The sequence below is a fragment of the Streptomyces sp. NPDC041970 genome (assembly GCF_055588985.1).
Map to the genome: position 1 here is coordinate 66,568 of NZ_JBVJCD010000002.1, position 17,777 is coordinate 84,344.

The window sequence follows — 17,777 nt, forward strand, 5'->3', positions numbered from 1 at the left end:
CGCGGCGGGGCGCACGGGAAAGGGCGTGGCGGGGCGCACGGGTCCGGGTGCGGCCGGTCGGCGCGCCCGGCGGTTCACCGGCGGGCTGCGCGTCCGGCTGGTCGTCACCTTCGTCCTGGTGGCGCTCGTGAGCGCGGTGACCGCGACCGCCCTCGCCTACCGGGACGCCCGCACCGCCGTCCTCCAGCGCACCCAGAACACCGCCGTGGACGACCTGCGCGAGCGGGTCACGGCGGTCGCCGCCGACTTCGAGACGCCGCCGGACCAGCGGTCGTTGGCCCGGTTCGCGGCGAAGGTCTCCGAGGGCGTCGGCGGGCGCGTGGTGGTCGCCCGCTACGAGGACCTGTCGGCGGTCTCCGACGGGTACGCCGAGACGGGGGGCCGGATCACGCCCGAACTGCGCGCCGCCGTGCGGGCGGGGGAGGGGGCCCGGTTCCAGCGGGTGATGTGGCGCGGCGAGCCGTACCTCGTCGTCGGGACGCCCGTGACGTACGACGACGGGGACCGCCGCACCTCGGGGCTGGAGGTCTTCGCCATCGCGGACCTGCGGGCCGAGCGCGACGACACCGCCGCCCTGCTGGACTCCGTGCGCGCGGGCATCGTGCCGGTGGTGGGGCTGGCCGCCGTCCTCGCCCTGCTGGCCGCGGGCACGGTCCTGCGCCCGGTGCGGAAGCTGGGCCGGGCCACCCGCGAGCTGGCCGCCGGCGACCTCGGCAGCCGGGTCGCCGTCACCGGCCACGACGAACTCGCCGAGCTGGCCCGTACGTTCAACGAGACCGCCGACGCCCTCCAGTCCTCCGACGCGGAGTTGCGCGAGCAGGAGGCGAAGGCGCGCCGCTTCGTGGCGGACGTGTCGCACGAACTGCGCACGCCGCTGGCGGCGATGACGATGGTGGCGACCGTCCTGGAGGAGGACGCGGACCAACTGCCGCCGGACACCGCCCGCGCGGCCCGGACCGTCGGCGCGGAGACGGCCCGGTTGTCCCGGCTGGTCGAGGAGTTGATGGAGATCTCCCGCTTCGACGCCGGGGCCGTCCGGCTGAACGCCGCCGCCACCGACCTCGCGGACGCCGTACGGGCCTCGCTGGCGCTGCGCGGCTGGACGGACCGGGTGGAGACGGTCCTGCCCGAGGGCGTCCGGGCGGTGGTCGACCGCCGCCGCGTCGACGTGGTCGTGGCCAACCTGGTGGGCAACGCGCTGCGGCACGGGGCCCCGCCGGTGACCGTGACCCTGAGCACGGACCGTGCGGCGGACGGGGCGGAGCGGGTGGCGCTGGCCGTCGCCGACCGCGGCCCCGGACTGCCGCCGGAGGCCCGCGAACGGGTCTTCGACCGGTTCTACAAGGCGGACGCGGCCCGCACCCGCAGCGCCGACGCCCGCGGATCGGGCGCGGGCGGGGAGACGGGCCAGGGCAGCGGTCTCGGCACGGCGATCGCGCTGGAGAACGCGCGGCTGCACGGCGGCACGATCGAGGTGGACGAACGGCCGGGAGGCGGCGCGGTGTTCACGCTGCGGCTGCCCCTGCGGCGGGACGAGGAGGGGGAGGGATGAGGAGCGGACGGGCAGTCGCGGCCGCCGCGCTGGGGGTGTCCCTCGCGGGGTGCGGGGTCCAGCCGACGGGGGTGGTGGACGCGGGGGAGCCGGCGTCCGGGCTGACGCGCGGGGCGCGGCTGTACTTCGCGTCCGCCGGCGGGCCGCGGGCCGTCCCCCTGCTCGACCGGGAGGTGACCGACCTGGACATCGTGTTCAAGCTGCTCGCCCAGGGGCCCGCGCCCGCCGAGCGGGCCGAGGGGCTGACCACGCTGGTGCACAGCGCCGGCGGCTACGCGGTGACCGGGGACGGGACCCGTGTCACGGTGCGCCTGGAGGGCCCCTACTGGGCGTCGGCGCGCGACCAGGCCACCGGCCAACTGGTGTGCACGCTGGCGAGCTTCCAGTCCGTGCGGGAGCCGGCGGTGCGGGCGGACGACGTCGAGGTGACCGTGCGGCCGGCCGAGGGCCCGCCGCTGGGGCCGTTCCGGTGCGCGGAGTTCCTCGACGGCTGAGGCGGGGGAGCCGCCGGGCCCGTACGCACCGCCCCGGCGGTGACCCGCCGAACTGGTGTCGGCCCCGCGGCCGGTGGGACCCCGCCGACCGGCCCGTTCGCGGGGCCGGTCGGGGGCCGCGCGAAGAAGAAGCGTTTCCGCGTGGGGGCGTTCGCCCGTACGGGTGTGGCGTGGCGGTCCTGGCGTCGGCGGGCGAGCACAATGGGGCGGCGGTTCGTGCAGAGGTGCGCAGGCCCCTCTCCCGCACCTTGCGCTCAAGGAGGACCGGTGGCGGAGAGCTGGACGGTTCAGCGGACCGGGCCCGGAGACGTCGCCCGCGCGCAGGCGCGGGAGCAGCTTCTGGAGGCGGCCAGGGAGTTGTTCGGCGTCTACGGCTACCGGGAGACCTCCGAACAGGACGTGTGCGCGGCGGCCGGGGTGCCGGTCGAGGTCCTGCGCCAGGAGTACGGCTCCCGCGAGGGGCTGCTCATCGCCCTCCACAACCGGGTCACCACGACCGGGCTGCGGGCCGCGGAGAGCGCCCTGCTCTCCGAGGACATCGAGGCGTACTCGATCGCGGACCGGGTGCGGCGGCTGTTCGACGCGTACGTGGAGGCCGTCACCCGCGACCCCCGCGAGGCGCGGGTGACCTTCGTCGAGGTGCTGGGCGTGAGCGCGGTGGTCGACGAGCACTGCAAGCTCTGGCGGGCCCTGTGGACGGAGTTCCTGACCGGGGAGACCGAGCGCGCGGTGGAGCGGGGCGAGGCGGAGGACCGGGACTACCGGGTCGACGTCATGGTCATGGTCGGCACGGTCCACGAGCTGATGGCCCACCACACCCGCCGCTGCCGCCGCGCCCGCCCCGGCGAGGTCTCCGGGGAGCTGACGCAGCTCGCCCTGTCGATGCTCGGGGCGCCGGGCGCGGAGTGAGGGGAGCGCCGTCCGCGCGGTGAGGGTCGCGCCGGGCGGTGGGGCGGCGGCCGCGTCGGGCGCTCGGTCGGGGTGGCGTCGGGCGCTCAGGCCGACAGGGTCAGCGGAAGCGCCGCCCGCCGGGCGTAGGGGCCGCCGAGGGACCACGCCTCGTGCATCGCGTCGGCGAAGGCGGCGGCGAGCCGGTGTTCGCCGGACGGGCCGGGGTGCGTGCCGTCGTAGGTGTCCGCGCCGAGGTCGTACCCCGGCGGCGGCGAGGCCAGCAGCAGGGGCGAGGCGGCGGTGTCCAGGTCGGCGACGGCCTTGGCCAGCAGCTCGTTGAAGTGCGCGCAGGAGGCGGCGAAGGGGGCGTCCGTCTCGGCCCGGACGTTGGGGATGACCGGCATCAGCACCATCCGCACGCGCGGGTTGGCGGTGCGCGCCGCCGCGACGAACGCGCGGGCGTTGGCGGCCGTCTGCTCGGGGTCGGTGTAGAAGCCGAGGTCTATCAGCCCGAGCGAGACGAGCAGGACGTCCGCGCGGCTCCCGCGCACCGCGTCCGCGATCACCGGGGCCATGTGCAGCCACCCCTCGCCCCAGCCGGCCAGGTGGCGGCGGGCCGGGGCGGGGAAGGCGGGGTCGGCGTACGCCTCGGAGAGCGGGGCGTCGGCCTCGGCGTCGTACAGGCCCGAGCGGGGGCCGACGATCTCGTACGGGTGGCCGGGGAACGACTCCAGGTGCTGCCACATGCGGTAACGCCAGGTGAAGTCGCCGGCGCGCCCGATCGTCATGGAGTCGCCGACGAAGAGAAAACGCATGGCGCCATCATGGCCGATCCCGTCTCCGGCCTGCGACGTGACGGTGGACACTTGGGCCATGCGTTCGTATCTGACTGGCCCGGCGGTCTCCGCCGCCGCTGTGCTCGCCGCCTCCCTGTCGCTGCTCGCGGGCGGCGGCCCGGCCGCGGCCGAGGACGGCCGGCCCGACCGTGACTTCACGATCGAGGACCCCCGTATCACCGAGTCCAGCGGCCTCGCCGCCAGCCGCGCCCACCCCGGCGTCTACTGGACGCACAACGACAGCGACGACGGCCCCTCCGTCTACGCCGTCGACTCCCGCACCGGGAAGACCGTCGCCACGATCACCATGAAGGGGGTGGGGCAGCCGCGCGACGTCGAGGCCGTCTCCGTCGGGCCGGACGGGGACCTCTACGTCGGGGACATCGGCGACAACCTGAACGGCACCTGGGACCACGTCTGGATCTACCGCTTCCCCGAGCCGAAGACCCTGCGCGACGCGACGGTCACGGCGGTCCAGTACGACGTGGAGTACGCGGACGGGCCCCGCGACGCCGAGGCGCTGATGGTCCACCCGAAGACCGGCCGCGTCTACATCGCCTCGAAGAACGAGGACGGCGGCGGCCTCTACGAGGGGCCCGCGAAGCTGTCCGCGGGCTCCACGAACGTGTTCCGGCGGGTGGGCGAGGTGCCCTGGGTGACGGACGGGACGTTCTCGCCGGACGGGACCCGGCTGGTCCTGCGCTCGTACTTCAGCGCCCGCGAGTACGCCTTCGCCGGCGGCCGCCTCGGCGCGGACCGGTCGGTCTCCGCCCCGTTGCAGCCGCAGGCGGAGTCGGTGGCGTTCACGGCGGACGGCTCGGCCCTGATGTTCGGCTCCGAGGGCGAGCAGAGCGACGTGGTCCGGGTCGAGGCGGCGGGCGGCTCGGGCTCCGGCGGGGGCGGCGGCGCCTCGTCCGGCGGCGGTGGGCAGGACGGCGGCGACGAGGGCGGCCGGAGCGGCGCGGCGACGGGCGCGGCGGTCGTCGCGGGGGTGGCCGTGCTCTGGTTCGCGCTGAGGCGGCGCCGCCGGGGGTGAGCACGGGGGCGGGGGGCGGGCCCGGTCCCGTTCCGGCCTCCGGTCCGGTTCCGGCCTCCGGTCCGGTTCCGGCCCCTCGGTCCCGTGCCGGCCCCTCGGTCCCGTGCCGGCCCCTCGGTCCCGTGCCGGCCCCTCGGTCCCGTGCCGGCCCCCCGGTCCCGTGCCGGCCCCTCGATCCCGTACCGGGGACGGGGTCAGTCGTCGTCCGTGACCGGCCACAGCTCGTAGTGCAGCGTCCGGTCCCGCTTCAGCCGGTGCGCGAGCGGGACGAGGACGCCCTGCACGACGGGGTGCTTGCGCGACAGCATCCGGGCCGCGTGCGTGTCCTCCGCCGTGCCCGGCCGCAGCAGCCGGGCGTGTGCCCCGATCCGCGGTCCGGTGGGTCTGCCCCGGACCGTGCAGGGGGCGATCTCCACCCGCGGGTGGTTGCGCATCCGCTCGACCTTCCAGGCCGAGGCGAACGTCCGGATGAACGCGTGATCGCCCTCGACGGCGATGTTGACCGGCGTGCCGACCGGGCTCCCGTCCTGCCGGCGGGTGCTCAGCAGGACGGTGTACTGCCTGACGAACGGAGCGAGCTCCGCGCTGGCGTCCATACCTCCATTGGGGCACGCGGCACGGGCGCTGTCACCTCCGGTCGCCGCGCTCGCGGGCGCGTTCCTCGACCAGCGCCTCGAAACCGGCGACCAGCCGCCCGAGGCCGAACGCGAAGTGGTCGAAGTCGGCGCTGAACGTGTCCTCGGACATGCCCGCCATCACCGGGTACGCGCCGCTGAGCATGGCCCGCTCCAGGTAGGGCTGCTGGCGCTCCCAGAACTCCCGGTCGCTCAGCCCGGTCTGCCGCACCGCCTCGGCGGCGTCGCCGTGGGTCCGGGCCAGGCCCTCGACGAAGCTGTTGACCGTGATGATCACGCCGATCAGCTCGGGGTCCCGCAGCCCCATGCCGCGCAACCCGGTGAGGGCCCGTTCGAGGCCGCGCAGGGCGCTGGGGCCGAGCACCGTGCGGGCCTGGTTGATCTTGAGCAGCCAGGGGTGGCGGTGCAGGTTGTCCCGGTACTCGCGGGCCATCCGGTCGATCGCGGCCCGCCAGTCGTCGGGCACGTCGGCCGGGTCGTCCGACAGCGGTTCGCCCAGCACCCGGTCGAGCATCAGGTCCAGCAGCTCCGCCTTGCCGGGGACGTACCGGTAGAGCGACATCGTGCCCGCTCCCAGCTCGGTGGAGAGCCGGCGCATCGAGACGGCGGGCAGCCCCTCCGCGTCCGCGACGGCGACGGCCGCCGCGACGATCCGGTCCAGGGTGAGCCCCGGCTTGGGGCCGCGGCTGGGGCGTTCGCCGGTGCCCCACAGCAGCTCCAGGCTGCGCGCGATGTCGCCGCTCCCGGTGGCCGCCCCGTCCGCCGCCTTCGCGCTCGGGGCGCCGCCCGCAGGTCCCGCTGCCGTTCCGTCGTTCGTCATGGCTCCAGCGTACGGGGCCGGGCAGAAACCGAGTACACCGTACCCATTATCGAGTACGGTGTACTCAGTTGGCGCGGTCCGCGCGTCGGGAGACAGGGGGTCGTGCCATGTCCGCAACCGGATACGCGGTGCTCGCGGAGGGCGTCGTCAAGCGGTACCGGGAGAAGGGCGGCGGCGGGAAGCGCGCCCTGGACGGATTCGACCTCGCCGTCCGCCCCGGCGCCGTGCACGGCCTCCTCGGGCCGAACGGCGCCGGGAAGACCACCGCCGTGCGGGTCCTGGCGACCCTGCTGCGGTTCGACGGGGGCCGGGTGGAGGTGGCCGGGATCGACGTGGGCCGCGAGCCGCGCCGGGTCCGCGCCCGGATCGGGCTCGCCGGCCAGTACGCCGCCGTCGACGAGGGCCTCACCGGGCGGCAGAACCTGGAGATGTTCGGCCGCCTCTTCCACCTCGGCGCCCAGCGGGCCCGGCGGCGGGCCGCCGAGCTGCTGGAGCGGTTCGACCTGGTCGAGGCAGCCGACCGGGGCGTCGAGGGGTACAGCGGCGGGATGCGGCGCCGGCTCGACCTCGCCGCCTCCATGATCCTCGCGCCGGACGTCCTCTTCCTCGACGAGCCGACGACCGGGCTCGACCCGCGCGCCCGGAACGAGGTCTGGGACGCGGTCCGGGGCCTGGTGGCGGACGGCACGACGGTGCTGCTGACCACGCAGTACCTGGAGGAGGCCGACCGCCTCGCCCACCGCATCACCGTCATCGACCGCGGCCGGGCCATCGCCGACGCCACCCCCGACGAGCTGAAGGACCGGATCGGCGGCGACCGGATCGAAGTGGTGGCCGCCGACGCGGGCGACCTCGCGGCGGTGGCGCGGACCGTCGACCGGGTGGCCGGCGGTGGGCTCGTGGTCACCGACGCCCCCACCCGCCGGGTGCACGCCCAGGTCGCGGACCGGGTGGCGGCCCTGACCCAGGTGGCCCGGAGCCTCCAGGACGAGGGGATCGCGGTGGAGGACATCGGGCTGCGCCGGCCGAGCCTGGACGACGTCTTCCTGCGGCTGACCGGCCGCGGGACGGGCCACGACCCCGACGACGACCCGGCCGGGCCGCACGGGGAGGGCGACCCCGCCCGGCCCGGTACGGGGACCGACCCCGCCCGGACCGGTACGGAGACCGACTCCGCCCGGCCCGGTACGCGGGCCCCCGCCCGGCCCGGTACGCAGCCCCCCGCCCAGCCCCGTACGGAGAACGACACCCACCCCCGCCCCCAGAACCCCGCCGCGTCCGAGGAGGCCGCCGCATGACCACGATTCCGGACGCCCGCCCCCGCGCGCGCACCGCCGTCCCCGCGCCGGAGCACGGCCGCGCCTACTGGGCGCTGGCCGACTGCTGGAACGTCGCCCGGCGCACCCTCACCCACTACCGGCGCCGGCCCTCCGCCATCGTCTGGCAGCTCGGCTTCCCGATCCTCTCCGTCCTGCTGTACGCCTACGTCTTCGGCAGCGCGATGCGGGTGCCCGGCGGCGGCGACTACCGGGAGTTCCTGATGCCCGGCATGTTCGCCACCACCATGACGATGGGCTTCATGAACACCGCGGTGGCCGTCGTCACCGACGCGGGCAAGGGCGTCATCGACCGCTTCCGGTCCATGCCGATGGCCCCCTCCGCCGTCGCCTCCGGGCGCGGGCTCGCGGACCTCGTGGTCGCCGCCGCCGAGCTGGCCGTCCTCGCCCTGACCGCGCTGGCCGTCGGCTGGCGCGCGGACGGCGGGACGGGGGCCGCGCTGGGGGCGTTCGGGCTGCTCCTGCTGCTCCGGTTCAGCCTGATCTGGGTGGGCGTCTGGCTCGGCCTCATGGTCCCCGACGCCCAGGCGGCGGGCGGCCTGTACGCGATCGCCTTCCCCGTCACCATGGTCTCCAGCACCCTGGTCGCGCCCTCGCTGATGCCCGGCTGGCTCGGCACGGTCGCCGCCTGGAACCCGGTCTCCTCGACCGCGACGGCCACCCGCGCGCTGTTCGGCAACCCGGTGGCCGGCGGCGGCACCTGGGTGGAGGAGCACGCCCTGCTGATGGCCCTGGTCTGGCCCGCGGTCATCACGCTGGTCTGCCTGCCCCTGGCGGTCCGCCGCTTCCAGCGCCTGAGCCGGTGACCGGCCGGGGAGCGGCGCGCGGGGCGCGTAGGGTCGGGGCCCATGCCGACCCTCGGGCCCCCGCCCTTCGCCACCGCCCGCCTCGACGCGCTCCCCCTCGATCCGGCGTACGCCGACGAGATGGCCGCCGTCCTCGCGGACCCGGCGCTGTACGCGTTCACCGGCGGCGGCCCCCCGGACCCGGACGGGCTGCGGGCCCGGTACGCGCGCCAGACGGCCGGTTCGCCGGACCCGGCGGAACGGTGGTGGAACTGGGTGCTCCGCATCCGCGCGGACGGCCGCCTCGCCGGATACGTGCAGGCGACCGTACGCGGCGACCGGGCCGAGATCGCCTGGGTGGTCGGCGCCCCGTGGCAGGGCCGGGGGTACGCGCGGGAGGCGGCGCGGGGCCTCGCCGCGCACCTGGCGTCGGCCGGGGGCGTCCACACGCTCGTCGCCCACGTCCACCCCGCCCACGCCGCGTCCGCCGCGGTGGCCGCGGCGGCGGGCCTCGCGCCGACCGGGGAGCGGCACGACGGCGAGGAGCGGTGGGTGCTCGGCGCCCGCTGAACGGCGGCCCCTAGGGTGGCGGACCATGACCGAACACGCAGCCGCCACCCGTGCCTCGTACGACGCCATCGCCACCGGCTACGCCGACTGGACCCGCGACGAACTGGCCGCCAAGCCCCTGGAACGGGCCCTGTTGACCGCGTTCGCCGAGCACGCGGCGGCGGACGGGGGCGGGCTCCCGGTGGCCGACGTCGGCTGCGGCGCCGGGCGCGTCACCGCGTATCTGCGCGGACTCGGCCTGGGTCTGGACGTGTTCGGCATCGACCCCTCGCCGGGGATGCTGGCCGCGGCCCGGCGGGACCATCCGGGGCCGCGGTTCGACGAGGGGTCCATGCTCGCCATCGACCAGCCGGACGCCTCCTTGGGCGGGCTGCTCGCCTGGTACTCCACCATCCACGTCACCGACGACGAACTCCCGCGCGCGTTCGCCGAGTTCCGCCGCGTCCTGGCGCCCGGCGCGCCCGTGCTGCTCGGCTTCCAGGTCGGGGACGAGCCGTTGCGCCTGACCGAGGCGCTGGGCCGGCCGGTCTCCCTCGTCTTCCACCGGCGGCAGGTGGACGAGGTGGCCGAACTGCTGGCGGACGCGGGCCTGGAGGTCCGGTCGCGGGTGCGGCGCGAGCGGGAGGCGGACGGGCCCCACCCGGAACGCGCGCCCCAGGGCTTCGTCCTGGCCCGCAGGCCGGCCGCGGACTGACCCGCCCCCGCCCGAATGGCGGGCGGCGGCGGGCGGGAGCACCCTGGACGGGGGACCCCGCACGGGCGGGCACGCCGCTCGTGGAGACGACTCCGAGACGACTCCCTGTGAGGCGGACATGGTCGACAACCAAGGCGGAAGCACGACGAAGCGCGGTGGTACGGAAGGGGCAGGCGGACGCGGCACGACGACCATCGCGGACAACGTGGTGGCCACCATCGCCGGGATCGCGATCCGGGAGACCGACGGCGTCCACGCCGTGGGCAAGGGCGCGTCGAGGGCGTTGGGCGCGGTCACGGACCGGGTGTCCGGATCGTCCGGCGCCGGGCGCTCGGTCAAGGTGGAAGTGGGCGAGAAGCAGACCGCGATCGACGTCGACGTGGCGGTGGAGTACGGCGTGCCGATCCACGAACTCGCCGAGCGCATCCGGAGCAACGCCGCGGACGCCGTCGAGTCGATGACCGGACTGGAGGTCGTGGAGATCAACATCAACGTCTTCGACGTCCACCTTCCGGGCGACGACGAGGACGAGGACGAGGACGGCCAGGGAAGCGGAGGCTCCCGCGTGCGGTGAGCCGGCTCGGGCCGACTGTCAGTGGTGGCCGCGAGGATGGGGGGACCATCGCGGCACACCGAGAGGAACCCCCATGGGAGCCTGGGACATCGGCCACTTCGACAACGACATCGCCGCCGACTTCGGCGGACGGGTGGACAGCGCGCCGGCGGAGCGGAAGGCGGACGTTCTGCGGGACGCGCTGAGCGCCGTCGCGGACGCGGCCCCTCGGGAGTACGTGGACGACGGGGAGGAGGCGGTCGCGGCCGCCGCCCTGGTCGCCGCCCAGTGCCCCGGCGGCGAGCCCGTCACCACCCCGTACGGCCCGAAGGACCCCGTCCCGCCGCTCCCCGCCGACCTGCGCCCGCTGGCGGTCCGCGCGCTGGACCGCCTCACCGCGGAGAACACGGGCCCGCTGGAGCTGTGGGCCGAGGCCGGGGCGGATCAGGAGTGGCTGGCCGGCATAGCCGCCCTGCGCGCGGTGCTGGCGGGCGCGACCGAGCAGTGAGCGGGCGGGCCGGGGCAGCGCCGGGGCGCCCCGCCCGCACCGGCTCGGCGACGTCCGGCGCGGCCTCCGCGCCGAGGGACGCGGGAAGGGGGGCCTCCTGGAAGGGCTGGTGCCGAGAGCATCGTCGGAGGACCGTCCCGGCCGGGAGCGCGCCCTTGGCCATGCCACCCCGCCGGGTGCCGGTCCCGGCGTGACGGGAACGGGAACGGCCCGGCGCGCCGAAGCGGTGCCGGGCCGTTCCTCCGCGGGCGGAGCCGTGCGTTACAGCTTCTCGATGACGTGGTCGACGCAGGCGGTCAGCGCCTCGACGTCCGCCGGGTCGATGGCCGGGAACATCGCCACCCGCAACTGGTTGCGGCCCAGCTTGCGGTACGGCTCGGTGTCCACGATGCCGTTGGCGCGCAGCGCCTTCGCGACGGCCGCCGCGTCGATCCCGTCCGCGAAGTCGATCGTGCCGATGACCTGCGAGCGCTGCGCCGGGTCGGTGACGAAGGGCGTGGCGTACGCGGACTTGTCGGCCCAGCCGTAGAGGTGGGCGGACGAGGCGGCCGTGCGGCCGGTGGCGAAGTCCAGGCCGCCCTGGGAGTTGATCCACCGGAGCTGCTCGTTCAGCAGGAAGAGGGTGGCCAGCGACGGGGTGTTGTACGTCTGGTTCTTCAGCGAGTTGTCGATCGCCGTCGGCAGCGAGAAGAACTCCGGGACGTGGCGGCCGGAGGCGTGGACGCGGGCGGCGCGCTCCAGGGCGGCGGGGGAGAACACGCCGATCCACAGGCCGCCGTCCGAGGCGAACGACTTCTGCGGAGCGAAGTAGTAGACGTCGCTCTCGGTGATGTCGACGGGCAGGCCGCCCGCGCCGGAGGTGGCGTCCACCAGGACGAGGGCGCCCTCGTCGGCGCCGGCGACCCGCCGGACGGGGGCCGCCACGCCCGTGGAGGTCTCGTTGTGGGTGAGGGCGTAGACGTCGACGCCCGCCTCGGCGCGCGGCTCCGGGTGGGTGCCGGGGTCGGAGGCGATGACGGTCGGGTCCGAGAGCCAGGGCGCGAGCTTCGCGGCCTTGGCGAACTTGGAGGAGAACTCGCCGAAGCTCAGGTGCTGGGACTTCGTCTCGATCAGCCCGTGCGTCGCGATGTCCCAGAAGGCGGTGGAGCCGCCGTTGCCGAGGACGACCTCGTATCCCTCGGGGAGGGAGAAGAGGGCGCGCACGCCCTCGCGCACCTCACCGACCAGGTTCTTGACCGGAGCCTGGCGGTGGGAGGTGCCGAGGAGGGAGGCGCCGGTGGCGGCCAGCGCGTCGAGCGCCTCCGTCCGCACCTTGGAGGGACCGGCGCCGAAGCGTCCGTCTGCGGGCTTGATGTCAGCGGGAATCTGGATGTCGGCCACGGGTCGGAGCGTAGTCCCTCGACGGCACGGCCCAGCAACCGTGTCCGTCCGGTGAGACGCGCGCTCCGACCCGTGGACGGCCCCGCAGGGGCGCGGTCAGGCGCCGCCCCCGGCCGGGCGGCCCAGGCGCACCGGCAGCTCGTGCAGGTCGTTCTGCGTCACGATCGGCTTGTTGCGCAGCTCGGCGGCCGGCACCGCCAACTCCAGCTCGGGGAACCGCCCGTACAGCGCGGGCAGGGCGATGCCCGCCTCCAGCCGGGAGAGCGCCGCGCCGGGGCAGACGTGCGGGCCGTGGCCGAAGGCGATGTGGCGGTTGGGGGTGCGGGCGGCGTCGAATTCGGCCGCCGAGGGGCCGTGCTGCGTCTCGTCCCGGCCGAGCGCCCGGAACGAGACGATCAGCCCCTCGCCCTTCGGGAGCACCTTGTCGCCGACCTCGACGTCCTCGGTGGCGAAGCGGATCAGGACGTGGGAGGTGGGGGAGTTCCAGCGCAGGGTCTCCTCGATCACGCCCTCCCACGGGATCTCGCCCCTCAGCACCCGCTCGCGCTGCTCGGGGTGGGTCTGGAGCGCGGTCACGGCGTTGACGATCAGGCTGATCGTGGTCTCGTGGCCGGCGGCGATGATCAGTTGCAGCGTGTTGACGATCTCCTCGTCGGTGAGGTGGTCGCCGTCCTCGGACGCCGCGATGAGCGCGCTCGTCAGGTCGTCGCCGGGGTGGGCCCGCTTGCCCTCGACGATCTTCGTGAACAGGGCCGCGAGGTCCGCCATGACCTGCGGGACCTCCTGGGGCGGGGTCAGCGTCGAGAAGAACTTCTCGAACAGCTCCTTCAGCCGCGGGTGGTCCGCCGCGTCCACGCCCATCAGCTCGCTGATCACGTTCATCGGCAGCGGGTAGGCGAACTCCGCCTTCAGGTCCACCGGCCGGTCCGCGGGCAGGGCTGCCAGCCGGTCCAGGCTCGCCGCCGTCAGCGCCTCGATGCCCGCCCGCAGCCGCTCCACCCGCCGGGCCGTGAGCGCCTGCGCCACCAGGGTGCGCAGCCGGCGGTGGTCGGCGCCGTCGACCGTCAGCATCGAGCGGCCCGGATTGACCAGGCCGATCAGGGCCCAGTCCCGCGGTATCCCGCCGCGCTGCCAGGCGGTCCAGACGTTGATGTCCTTGACCACGCGGGCGTCGGTGAGCAGGGCCCGCGCCTCCGCGTGGCGGGTGACGGCGTAGACGGGCACCCCGCCCGGCAGCTCCACCTCGGCCAGCGGACCGGCCGCCCACAGCGCGGCGCTCTCCGCGTCCAGGTCGGCGACGAAGGGGTCGAGCGCGATGCGGGTCATGCGGGTCCTCCGAGGCTTCCGGGTCTACCGAGGGCGGGCGTGGGCGTGAAGAGCACCGGCAGGTCCGTGAGCCCGCGCAACCACGGGGACGGGCGGCGGGTGAGCTGTTCGGCGGGGACGGCGAGGTCCACGTCCGGCAGCCGGTCGAGCAGGACCTCGATCCCCGTACGGGCGATGACCTCGGCGGTCTCCTGGGCCGGGAAGGGGCAGCGGTGCTCGCCGTGGCCGAAGGAGAGGAAGGCGTTGTTGCCGCCGGTCAGCGCCGAGGCGTGGGTCCGGATCTGCGGGTCGCCGTTGGCGGCGGCGAGGCCCAGGAGCAGCAGGTCGCCGGCGCGGATGTGGCGGCCGCCGAGGTGGGTGTCGCGGGCGGCCCAGCGTCCGGCCACGTTCTGGGTGGGGGTGTCCTCCCAGAGGACCTCGTTCATCGCCTCCGCGACGCTGTGCCGGCCGCCGGAGAGGGAGGCGGCGAAGCGGTCGTCGGTGAGCATCAGGCGCAGCGAGTTGCCCATCCAGTCGGCGGTCGGCTGGTGCCCGGCCGCCATCATGACCATGAGGTCCTGGACGATCTCCTCGTCGGTGAAGCCGCCGGGGTCGGCGAGCATCCGGCTGGCGACGTCGTCGCCCGGCTCGGCGCGCCGGTCGACCAGGAGTTGGAACATCGAGCCGGCCAGGTGCTGCTGCCCGGCGAGGGCCCGCTCCCGGCCGTCGATCATGTCGTTGAGCGCGGCGACGAGCAGGTGGGCGCTCTCGTCGGGGAAGCCGTAGATCTTGGCGAGGACGAGGGCGGGCAGCAGGCTGGCGTACTCCGCGATGATGTCGACCGAGCCCGTGGTGCAGAACCGGTCGATCAGCTCGTCCGCGAACTCCTCCGCGTACCGCTTCAGGGCGAACGGGTCGACGCCCTCCAGCGCGTTGCTGATCATCATGGCGCGGACGCTGTGCCGTTCGCCGACGGTGTAGAGGATCGAGGGCTGCTTGCGCCCGATCATCGGCAGCAGGGGCCAGTCGTCCGGGATGCGGTCCCACTGGTTCCACAGCTCGGAGTCCCGGCTGAAGAGCACGGGGTCGCCGGTGACCTGGTGGAGTTCGCGGTAGCCGAGGACCAGCCAGGCGGGCACGTCGCCGTCGAGCACGACGGGGGCGACCGCGCCGTGGTCGCGGCGCATGTCCCGGTAGAGCTGGAGCGGGTCGTTCTGGAAGCGGGGCCCGGACAGGGGCACGGCTCCGTGGGCGACGGGGCAGCCGGGGGCAGTGGTCACGGGGCGGGCTCCGGGGTCGGTCCGGCCGCGGCGAGCGCCGCCTCGGGGGTGCGGAGGCGGGCGGCCGACAGCGCGGCGAGGTGTTCGACGAGCGTGATGAGCACGTACTTGCTGGAGGAGCGGTCGCGCGCGTCGCACTCCACGAGCGGCACGTCCGGCGAGAGGTCCAGCGCCTCGCGGATCTGCTGCTCGGTGTGGAGCGGGCCGCCGAAGTCGTTGCACGCCACGATGAACGGGGTGCCGTGGTGCTCCAGGCGGTCGATCGCGTACCAGGAGTCGGCGAGCCGGCGGGTGTCGACGAGGACGACCGCGCCGAGCGTGCCGGAGAACAGCCGGTCCCACAGGAACCAGAAGCGCTCCTGTCCGGGCGCGCCGAAGAGGTAGAGCACGGAGCGTGCGTCGAGGGTGATGCGGCCGAAGTCGAACGCCACGGTGGTGGACGACTTGGCCTGGACGCCGTCGAGGTGGTCGACGGCCTCGCCCGCACGGGTCATGGTCTCCTCCGTGTTGAGCGGACGGATCTCGCTCACGGATCGGACCATGGTGGTCTTGCCGACGCCGAAGCCGCCGACGACAACGATCTTGAGTCCGTTGTCGGCCGTCGCGCTCAGGGCGGCGCGGTCAGAGGTTGCGGAGTCCAACGAGCACCTGTTCCAGGATGTCGGGGTCGGGGAGCCGGTCCGCGACACGGGCTGTACGGGGGTGGCGGGCGCTGATCCGACCGGTGTCGAGCAGGTCGCACAGCATGATGCGGACGATGCTCACCGGCAGTTTCAGGCCGGCGGCGATCTCGACGACGGCGGTGGGGCCCTCGCACATGCGCAGGATCGCGACGTGCTCCGACTGCATACCGGGGGCCGGGGCGCACTCGGCGACGACGAGCGTCACCAGGTCGAAGGCGGCCGAGTCGGACCGGACGCGGCCCCCGGTGAGGGTGTAGAGCCGGTCGGGGTCGTCGTCGCGGCCCGGACGGGGTCGGGGCGCCGTCGTCATACGGACGAGGTTTCCGCCGCGGCCGAGCCGTCGGCCGGCTCGCGCGGCGGGGCGACGAGGTGTTCCCCGAGCTGCTCGACCAGCTCGCTCATGTTGTGGCCGACGAGGCCGACGTCGGAGTCCTCGTCGGCGACGACGGCCAGGTGCGCGCCCGCGCCCGCCTCGACGATGAACAGGACGCCGCCGTAGAACTCGGTCATCGCGGACCGTACGCCGCCGGTGCCGTCGCCGAACTCGATGGACGCCCCGTGCGACAGGCTCTGGATTCCGGCGGAGATCGCGGCCAACTGGTCGGCCTGGTCGACGGAGAGCTCGGGGGTGCGGCACAGCTTGAGGCCGTCACGGGACAGGACGAGGGCGTGGCGGGCGCCGGGGGTGCGGTCGAGCAGCCCCTCCAGCAGCCAGTTGAGCTTCTCGTCGGTGGTCGCGGTCATCGGGGGTTGCCTTCCGGGTGCGGGGAGTTGGCTCGTACCGCCCTGCTGAAGGTGCTGAAGCGGGCTGCCTGGACCTTCGGGTCGGTGGTACGGGCGCGGGGGGATTCGGTTCCGCCGGGGGTGGCGTTGCCGTTGCGGGACTCGGCGGCGGCCAGGGTGCGGCCGCGGCGGCGCTTGGGGAGGCCGCTCTCGCCGATCACGGGCACGGAGCCGGTGGACTCCGACTCGCCCGCCGTGGGCCGCGGCGCCGGGTCGGGGTCGGGGACGGACCGGGCCGCGGGGGCGGCTTCGGCGGAGTCCTGGCGGTCTGCCGTGGTGTGCGAGGGCTCCGGCTCCGCGGCGGGGAGGGCCGCCGGGGCCGGGACGGGGGTGGCCGCGCGGGCGATCAGCTCCTGCGGGAGCATCATCAGGGCGCCGGTGCCGCCGCGGGCGGACGGCCGGAAGGAGACGGTCAGGCCGTGCTTGCGGGCCAGGCGGCCGACGACGGCGAGGCCGAGCCGGGTGCCGGACAGGGTGGTCAGGTCCTGGTTCTCGGCGGACACGGCCTTCTCGGCGCGGCGCAACTGCACCTCGCTCATGACCAGCCCGCTGTCCTCGACGGTGATGACGATGCCCGCCGGGACCTCCTCCACGTACACGTGGACCTCGGCGGTGGGCGGGGAGAAGTTGGCGGCGTTGTCGAGGATCTCCGCGAGCGCGTGCATGACGCCCTCGGCCGCGTGGCCGGCGATGGCGACGTCGCTGGTGGAGTGGAGGCGGACCCGCTGGTAGCTGCCGATGCGGCCCATCGCGCCGCGCAGGATCGACTCCATGACGATCGGCTTGGCCCAGCGCCGGCCCGAGCGGGCCCCGGTCAGCACGGCGATGGAGTCCGCGAGCCGGCCCGCCTGGGCGGTGCGGTGGTCCAGGTGCAGCAGGTCCGCGAGGACGGCCTCGTCGGTGTGCCGGTGCTCCATCTCCCGCAGGTCGGCCAACATGCCGGTGGCCAGGGCCTGCATCCGGCCGGCCGCGTTGGCGCAGGCGGCGACGGCGGCGGAGCGCTCGGCCTCGGCGCGGGTGGCGCGGGTGGTGAGCGCCTTGATGGTGGCCTTGAGGCGGGCCTGCTCGGCGGCGGCCTCCGCGCTGATCCGCTCGTTGTCGGCGCGGGCCGCGGCGGCGACCCGCGCGGTCTCGGCGGAGGCGGCGGCCTTGATCCGGGCGGTCTCGGCGGTGAACCGCTGGGCCTCGGCGGCGGAGGCGGAGACCAGGCGGGAGGTCTCGGCGGTGAACCGCTGCGCCTCCTCGGCCCGCACGGTGCGCAGCGCACGGGCGGTCCCCAGGGTGTGGACGGTGACGGCCACGCTGACGCTCAGCAGTACGGCGGCGACGCCCGCTCCCCACGCCAGCGGGGTCCGTACCGTGTCGGGGGCCACGGCGGCGGCCCACAGGGCCGACGTGCCGGTGACGGCTGCCGAGAGCAGCAGGGCGAGTGCGGTGGGCCGGTGTGAGGGGCGCAATCGGAGTCCTCGGTGGCGGACGGCGGGGTGGGACGAACGGGACCGGACAAACGGGACAGTTCTCCACAAGGGTGTACTAAAGTGATAACTGGAGCTGATAATTCCTGCTCAAGTCTTGGTCACTATAGGAGACTTGACGGTCTGTTTGGGAAGATCTTGTGGGCTTTTTTGCCCTTCT

Annotated in this window: 20 protein-coding genes; 10 read left to right on the plus strand and 10 right to left on the minus strand. The window is 75.0% G+C overall.

Going from position 1 to position 17,777, the window contains the following annotated elements; genetic code table 11:
* The first annotated feature begins 25 nt into the window (after nucleotides 1-25).
* From ACZ6EJ_RS01580 to ACZ6EJ_RS01590, 3 genes are all read left to right on the plus strand, one after another.
* Complete coding sequence (locus ACZ6EJ_RS01580) at nucleotides 26-1,552, plus strand: ATP-binding protein (protein ID WP_469263711.1); 1,527 nt, start codon at nucleotides 26-28, stop codon at nucleotides 1,550-1,552.
* Complete coding sequence (locus ACZ6EJ_RS01585; protein WP_469263712.1) at nucleotides 1,549-2,046, plus strand: GerMN domain-containing protein; 498 nt, start codon at nucleotides 1,549-1,551, stop codon at nucleotides 2,044-2,046. Before ACZ6EJ_RS01580 ends, ACZ6EJ_RS01585 begins: the two co-directional genes overlap by 4 nt.
* 267 nt (nucleotides 2,047-2,313) lie before the next feature.
* Nucleotides 2,314-2,955 carry a TetR/AcrR family transcriptional regulator gene (locus tag ACZ6EJ_RS01590; protein ID WP_469263713.1) on the plus strand — a complete coding sequence of 214 codons (642 nt, stop codon included), beginning with the start codon at nucleotides 2,314-2,316 and terminating at the stop codon, nucleotides 2,953-2,955.
* Nucleotides 2,956-3,041: 86 nt separating this feature from the next.
* Here the strand turns inward: ACZ6EJ_RS01590 and ACZ6EJ_RS01595 are convergent, their stop codons facing one another.
* Nucleotides 3,042-3,752, minus strand: a complete 711-nt coding sequence (locus ACZ6EJ_RS01595; RefSeq protein WP_469263714.1) for a GDSL-type esterase/lipase family protein — start codon at nucleotides 3,750-3,752, stop codon at nucleotides 3,042-3,044.
* 58 nt (nucleotides 3,753-3,810) lie between these two features.
* On the opposite strand from ACZ6EJ_RS01595, the gene ACZ6EJ_RS01600 reads away from it, so the two are divergent.
* Entirely contained in the window at nucleotides 3,811-4,809 is a 999-nt protein-coding gene (locus tag ACZ6EJ_RS01600; RefSeq protein WP_469263715.1) for a WD40 repeat domain-containing protein, read from the plus strand.
* A gap of 194 nt (nucleotides 4,810-5,003) precedes the next feature.
* On the opposite strand, the gene ACZ6EJ_RS01605 is transcribed toward ACZ6EJ_RS01600, so the two are convergent.
* Both ACZ6EJ_RS01605 and ACZ6EJ_RS01610 read right to left on the minus strand, forming a co-directional pair.
* Nucleotides 5,004-5,405, minus strand: a complete 402-nt coding sequence (locus ACZ6EJ_RS01605; RefSeq protein ID WP_469263717.1) for a PPOX class F420-dependent oxidoreductase — start codon at nucleotides 5,403-5,405, stop codon at nucleotides 5,004-5,006.
* Nucleotides 5,406-5,436: 31 nt separating this feature from the next.
* On the minus strand, nucleotides 5,437-6,264 hold the full coding sequence (locus ACZ6EJ_RS01610) for a TetR/AcrR family transcriptional regulator C-terminal domain-containing protein (protein WP_469263719.1): 828 nt from the start codon (nucleotides 6,262-6,264) through the stop codon (nucleotides 5,437-5,439).
* Between the two features lie 107 nt (nucleotides 6,265-6,371).
* Here ACZ6EJ_RS01610 and ACZ6EJ_RS01615 point away from each other — a divergent pair, with 107 nt between their 5' ends.
* The 6 genes from ACZ6EJ_RS01615 to ACZ6EJ_RS01640 all read left to right on the plus strand — a co-directional run bounded on the left by ACZ6EJ_RS01615 (nucleotide 6,372) and on the right by ACZ6EJ_RS01640 (nucleotide 10,711).
* Nucleotides 6,372-7,562 carry an ATP-binding cassette domain-containing protein gene (locus tag ACZ6EJ_RS01615; RefSeq protein WP_469263720.1) on the plus strand — a complete coding sequence of 397 codons (1,191 nt, stop codon included), beginning with the start codon at nucleotides 6,372-6,374 and terminating at the stop codon, nucleotides 7,560-7,562.
* Nucleotides 7,559-8,407 carry an ABC transporter permease gene (locus tag ACZ6EJ_RS01620; RefSeq protein ID WP_469263722.1) on the plus strand — a complete coding sequence of 283 codons (849 nt, stop codon included), beginning with the start codon at nucleotides 7,559-7,561 and terminating at the stop codon, nucleotides 8,405-8,407. Before ACZ6EJ_RS01615 ends, ACZ6EJ_RS01620 begins: the two co-directional genes overlap by 4 nt.
* 42 nt (nucleotides 8,408-8,449) lie before the next feature.
* Nucleotides 8,450-8,956: a GNAT family N-acetyltransferase gene (locus tag ACZ6EJ_RS01625; RefSeq protein WP_469263723.1), complete on the plus strand. Its 507-nt coding sequence runs from the start codon at nucleotides 8,450-8,452 to the stop codon at nucleotides 8,954-8,956.
* Nucleotides 8,957-8,981: 25 nt separating this feature from the next.
* A complete protein-coding gene (locus ACZ6EJ_RS01630) occupies nucleotides 8,982-9,650 on the plus strand; it encodes a class I SAM-dependent methyltransferase (RefSeq protein WP_469263725.1) in 669 nt (222 codons plus the stop codon).
* 118 nt (nucleotides 9,651-9,768) lie between these two features.
* Nucleotides 9,769-10,224, plus strand: a complete 456-nt coding sequence (locus tag ACZ6EJ_RS01635) for an Asp23/Gls24 family envelope stress response protein (RefSeq protein ID WP_469263727.1) — start codon at nucleotides 9,769-9,771, stop codon at nucleotides 10,222-10,224.
* 73 nt (nucleotides 10,225-10,297) lie between these two features.
* The gene (locus ACZ6EJ_RS01640; protein ID WP_469263728.1) at nucleotides 10,298-10,711 is read left to right on the plus strand and encodes a DUF4259 domain-containing protein; all 414 of its coding nucleotides are present in this window, start codon (nucleotides 10,298-10,300) and stop codon (nucleotides 10,709-10,711) included.
* A gap of 261 nt (nucleotides 10,712-10,972) precedes the next feature.
* Here the strand turns inward: ACZ6EJ_RS01640 and serC are convergent, their stop codons facing one another.
* From serC to ACZ6EJ_RS01675, 7 genes are all read right to left on the minus strand, one after another.
* Nucleotides 10,973-12,091, minus strand: coding sequence for a phosphoserine transaminase (gene serC, locus ACZ6EJ_RS01645; RefSeq protein ID WP_469263729.1), 1,119 nt, complete (start codon nucleotides 12,089-12,091; stop codon nucleotides 10,973-10,975).
* Nucleotides 12,092-12,187: 96 nt separating this feature from the next.
* Nucleotides 12,188-13,417: a cytochrome P450 family protein gene (locus ACZ6EJ_RS01650; RefSeq protein ID WP_469263731.1), complete on the minus strand. Its 1,230-nt coding sequence runs from the start codon at nucleotides 13,415-13,417 to the stop codon at nucleotides 12,188-12,190.
* Nucleotides 13,414-14,676 carry a cytochrome P450 gene (locus tag ACZ6EJ_RS01655; protein ID WP_469263732.1) on the minus strand — a complete coding sequence of 421 codons (1,263 nt, stop codon included), beginning with the start codon at nucleotides 14,674-14,676 and terminating at the stop codon, nucleotides 13,414-13,416. Before ACZ6EJ_RS01655 ends, ACZ6EJ_RS01650 begins: the two co-directional genes overlap by 4 nt.
* Nucleotides 14,673-15,317, minus strand: a complete 645-nt coding sequence (locus ACZ6EJ_RS01660) for a GTP-binding protein (protein ID WP_469263734.1) — start codon at nucleotides 15,315-15,317, stop codon at nucleotides 14,673-14,675. The genes ACZ6EJ_RS01655 and ACZ6EJ_RS01660 overlap by 4 nt, the downstream gene beginning before the upstream one ends.
* Complete coding sequence (locus ACZ6EJ_RS01665) at nucleotides 15,298-15,669, minus strand: DUF742 domain-containing protein (protein WP_469263736.1); 372 nt, start codon at nucleotides 15,667-15,669, stop codon at nucleotides 15,298-15,300. Before ACZ6EJ_RS01665 ends, ACZ6EJ_RS01660 begins: the two co-directional genes overlap by 20 nt.
* Nucleotides 15,666-16,103 (minus strand): roadblock/LC7 domain-containing protein, encoded by a 438-nt coding sequence (locus ACZ6EJ_RS01670; protein ID WP_469263737.1) that lies wholly within the window; start codon nucleotides 16,101-16,103, stop codon nucleotides 15,666-15,668. Before ACZ6EJ_RS01670 ends, ACZ6EJ_RS01665 begins: the two co-directional genes overlap by 4 nt.
* The gene (locus ACZ6EJ_RS01675; RefSeq protein WP_469263738.1) at nucleotides 16,100-17,599 is read right to left on the minus strand and encodes a sensor histidine kinase; all 1,500 of its coding nucleotides are present in this window, start codon (nucleotides 17,597-17,599) and stop codon (nucleotides 16,100-16,102) included. The genes ACZ6EJ_RS01670 and ACZ6EJ_RS01675 overlap by 4 nt, the downstream gene beginning before the upstream one ends.
* Nucleotides 17,600-17,777: the final 178 nt, after the last annotated feature.

Excerpts from the sequence above, each read along its gene's own strand:
- ACZ6EJ_RS01610 (WP_469263719.1), bottom strand. The coding sequence starts at position 6,264 with ATGACGAACGACGGAACGGCAGCGGGACCTGCGGGCGGCGCCCCGAGC.
- ACZ6EJ_RS01625 (WP_469263723.1), top strand. The coding sequence starts at position 8,450 with ATGCCGACCCTCGGGCCCCCGCCCTTCGCCACCGCCCGCCTCGACGCG.
- ACZ6EJ_RS01605 (WP_469263717.1), bottom strand. The coding sequence starts at position 5,405 with ATGGACGCCAGCGCGGAGCTCGCTCCGTTCGTCAGGCAGTACACCGTC.
- ACZ6EJ_RS01630 (WP_469263725.1), top strand. The coding sequence starts at position 8,982 with ATGACCGAACACGCAGCCGCCACCCGTGCCTCGTACGACGCCATCGCC.
- ACZ6EJ_RS01635 (WP_469263727.1), top strand. The coding sequence starts at position 9,769 with ATGGTCGACAACCAAGGCGGAAGCACGACGAAGCGCGGTGGTACGGAA.
- ACZ6EJ_RS01600 (WP_469263715.1), top strand. The coding sequence starts at position 3,811 with ATGCGTTCGTATCTGACTGGCCCGGCGGTCTCCGCCGCCGCTGTGCTC.
- ACZ6EJ_RS01640 (WP_469263728.1), top strand. The coding sequence starts at position 10,298 with ATGGGAGCCTGGGACATCGGCCACTTCGACAACGACATCGCCGCCGAC.
- ACZ6EJ_RS01615 (WP_469263720.1), top strand. The coding sequence starts at position 6,372 with ATGTCCGCAACCGGATACGCGGTGCTCGCGGAGGGCGTCGTCAAGCGG.
- ACZ6EJ_RS01595 (WP_469263714.1), bottom strand. The coding sequence starts at position 3,752 with ATGCGTTTTCTCTTCGTCGGCGACTCCATGACGATCGGGCGCGCCGGC.
- ACZ6EJ_RS01650 (WP_469263731.1), bottom strand. The coding sequence starts at position 13,417 with ATGACCCGCATCGCGCTCGACCCCTTCGTCGCCGACCTGGACGCGGAG.
- ACZ6EJ_RS01620 (WP_469263722.1), top strand. The coding sequence starts at position 7,559 with ATGACCACGATTCCGGACGCCCGCCCCCGCGCGCGCACCGCCGTCCCC.
- ACZ6EJ_RS01665 (WP_469263736.1), bottom strand. The coding sequence starts at position 15,669 with ATGACGACGGCGCCCCGACCCCGTCCGGGCCGCGACGACGACCCCGAC.
- ACZ6EJ_RS01585 (WP_469263712.1), top strand. The coding sequence starts at position 1,549 with ATGAGGAGCGGACGGGCAGTCGCGGCCGCCGCGCTGGGGGTGTCCCTC.
- ACZ6EJ_RS01670 (WP_469263737.1), bottom strand. The coding sequence starts at position 16,103 with ATGACCGCGACCACCGACGAGAAGCTCAACTGGCTGCTGGAGGGGCTG.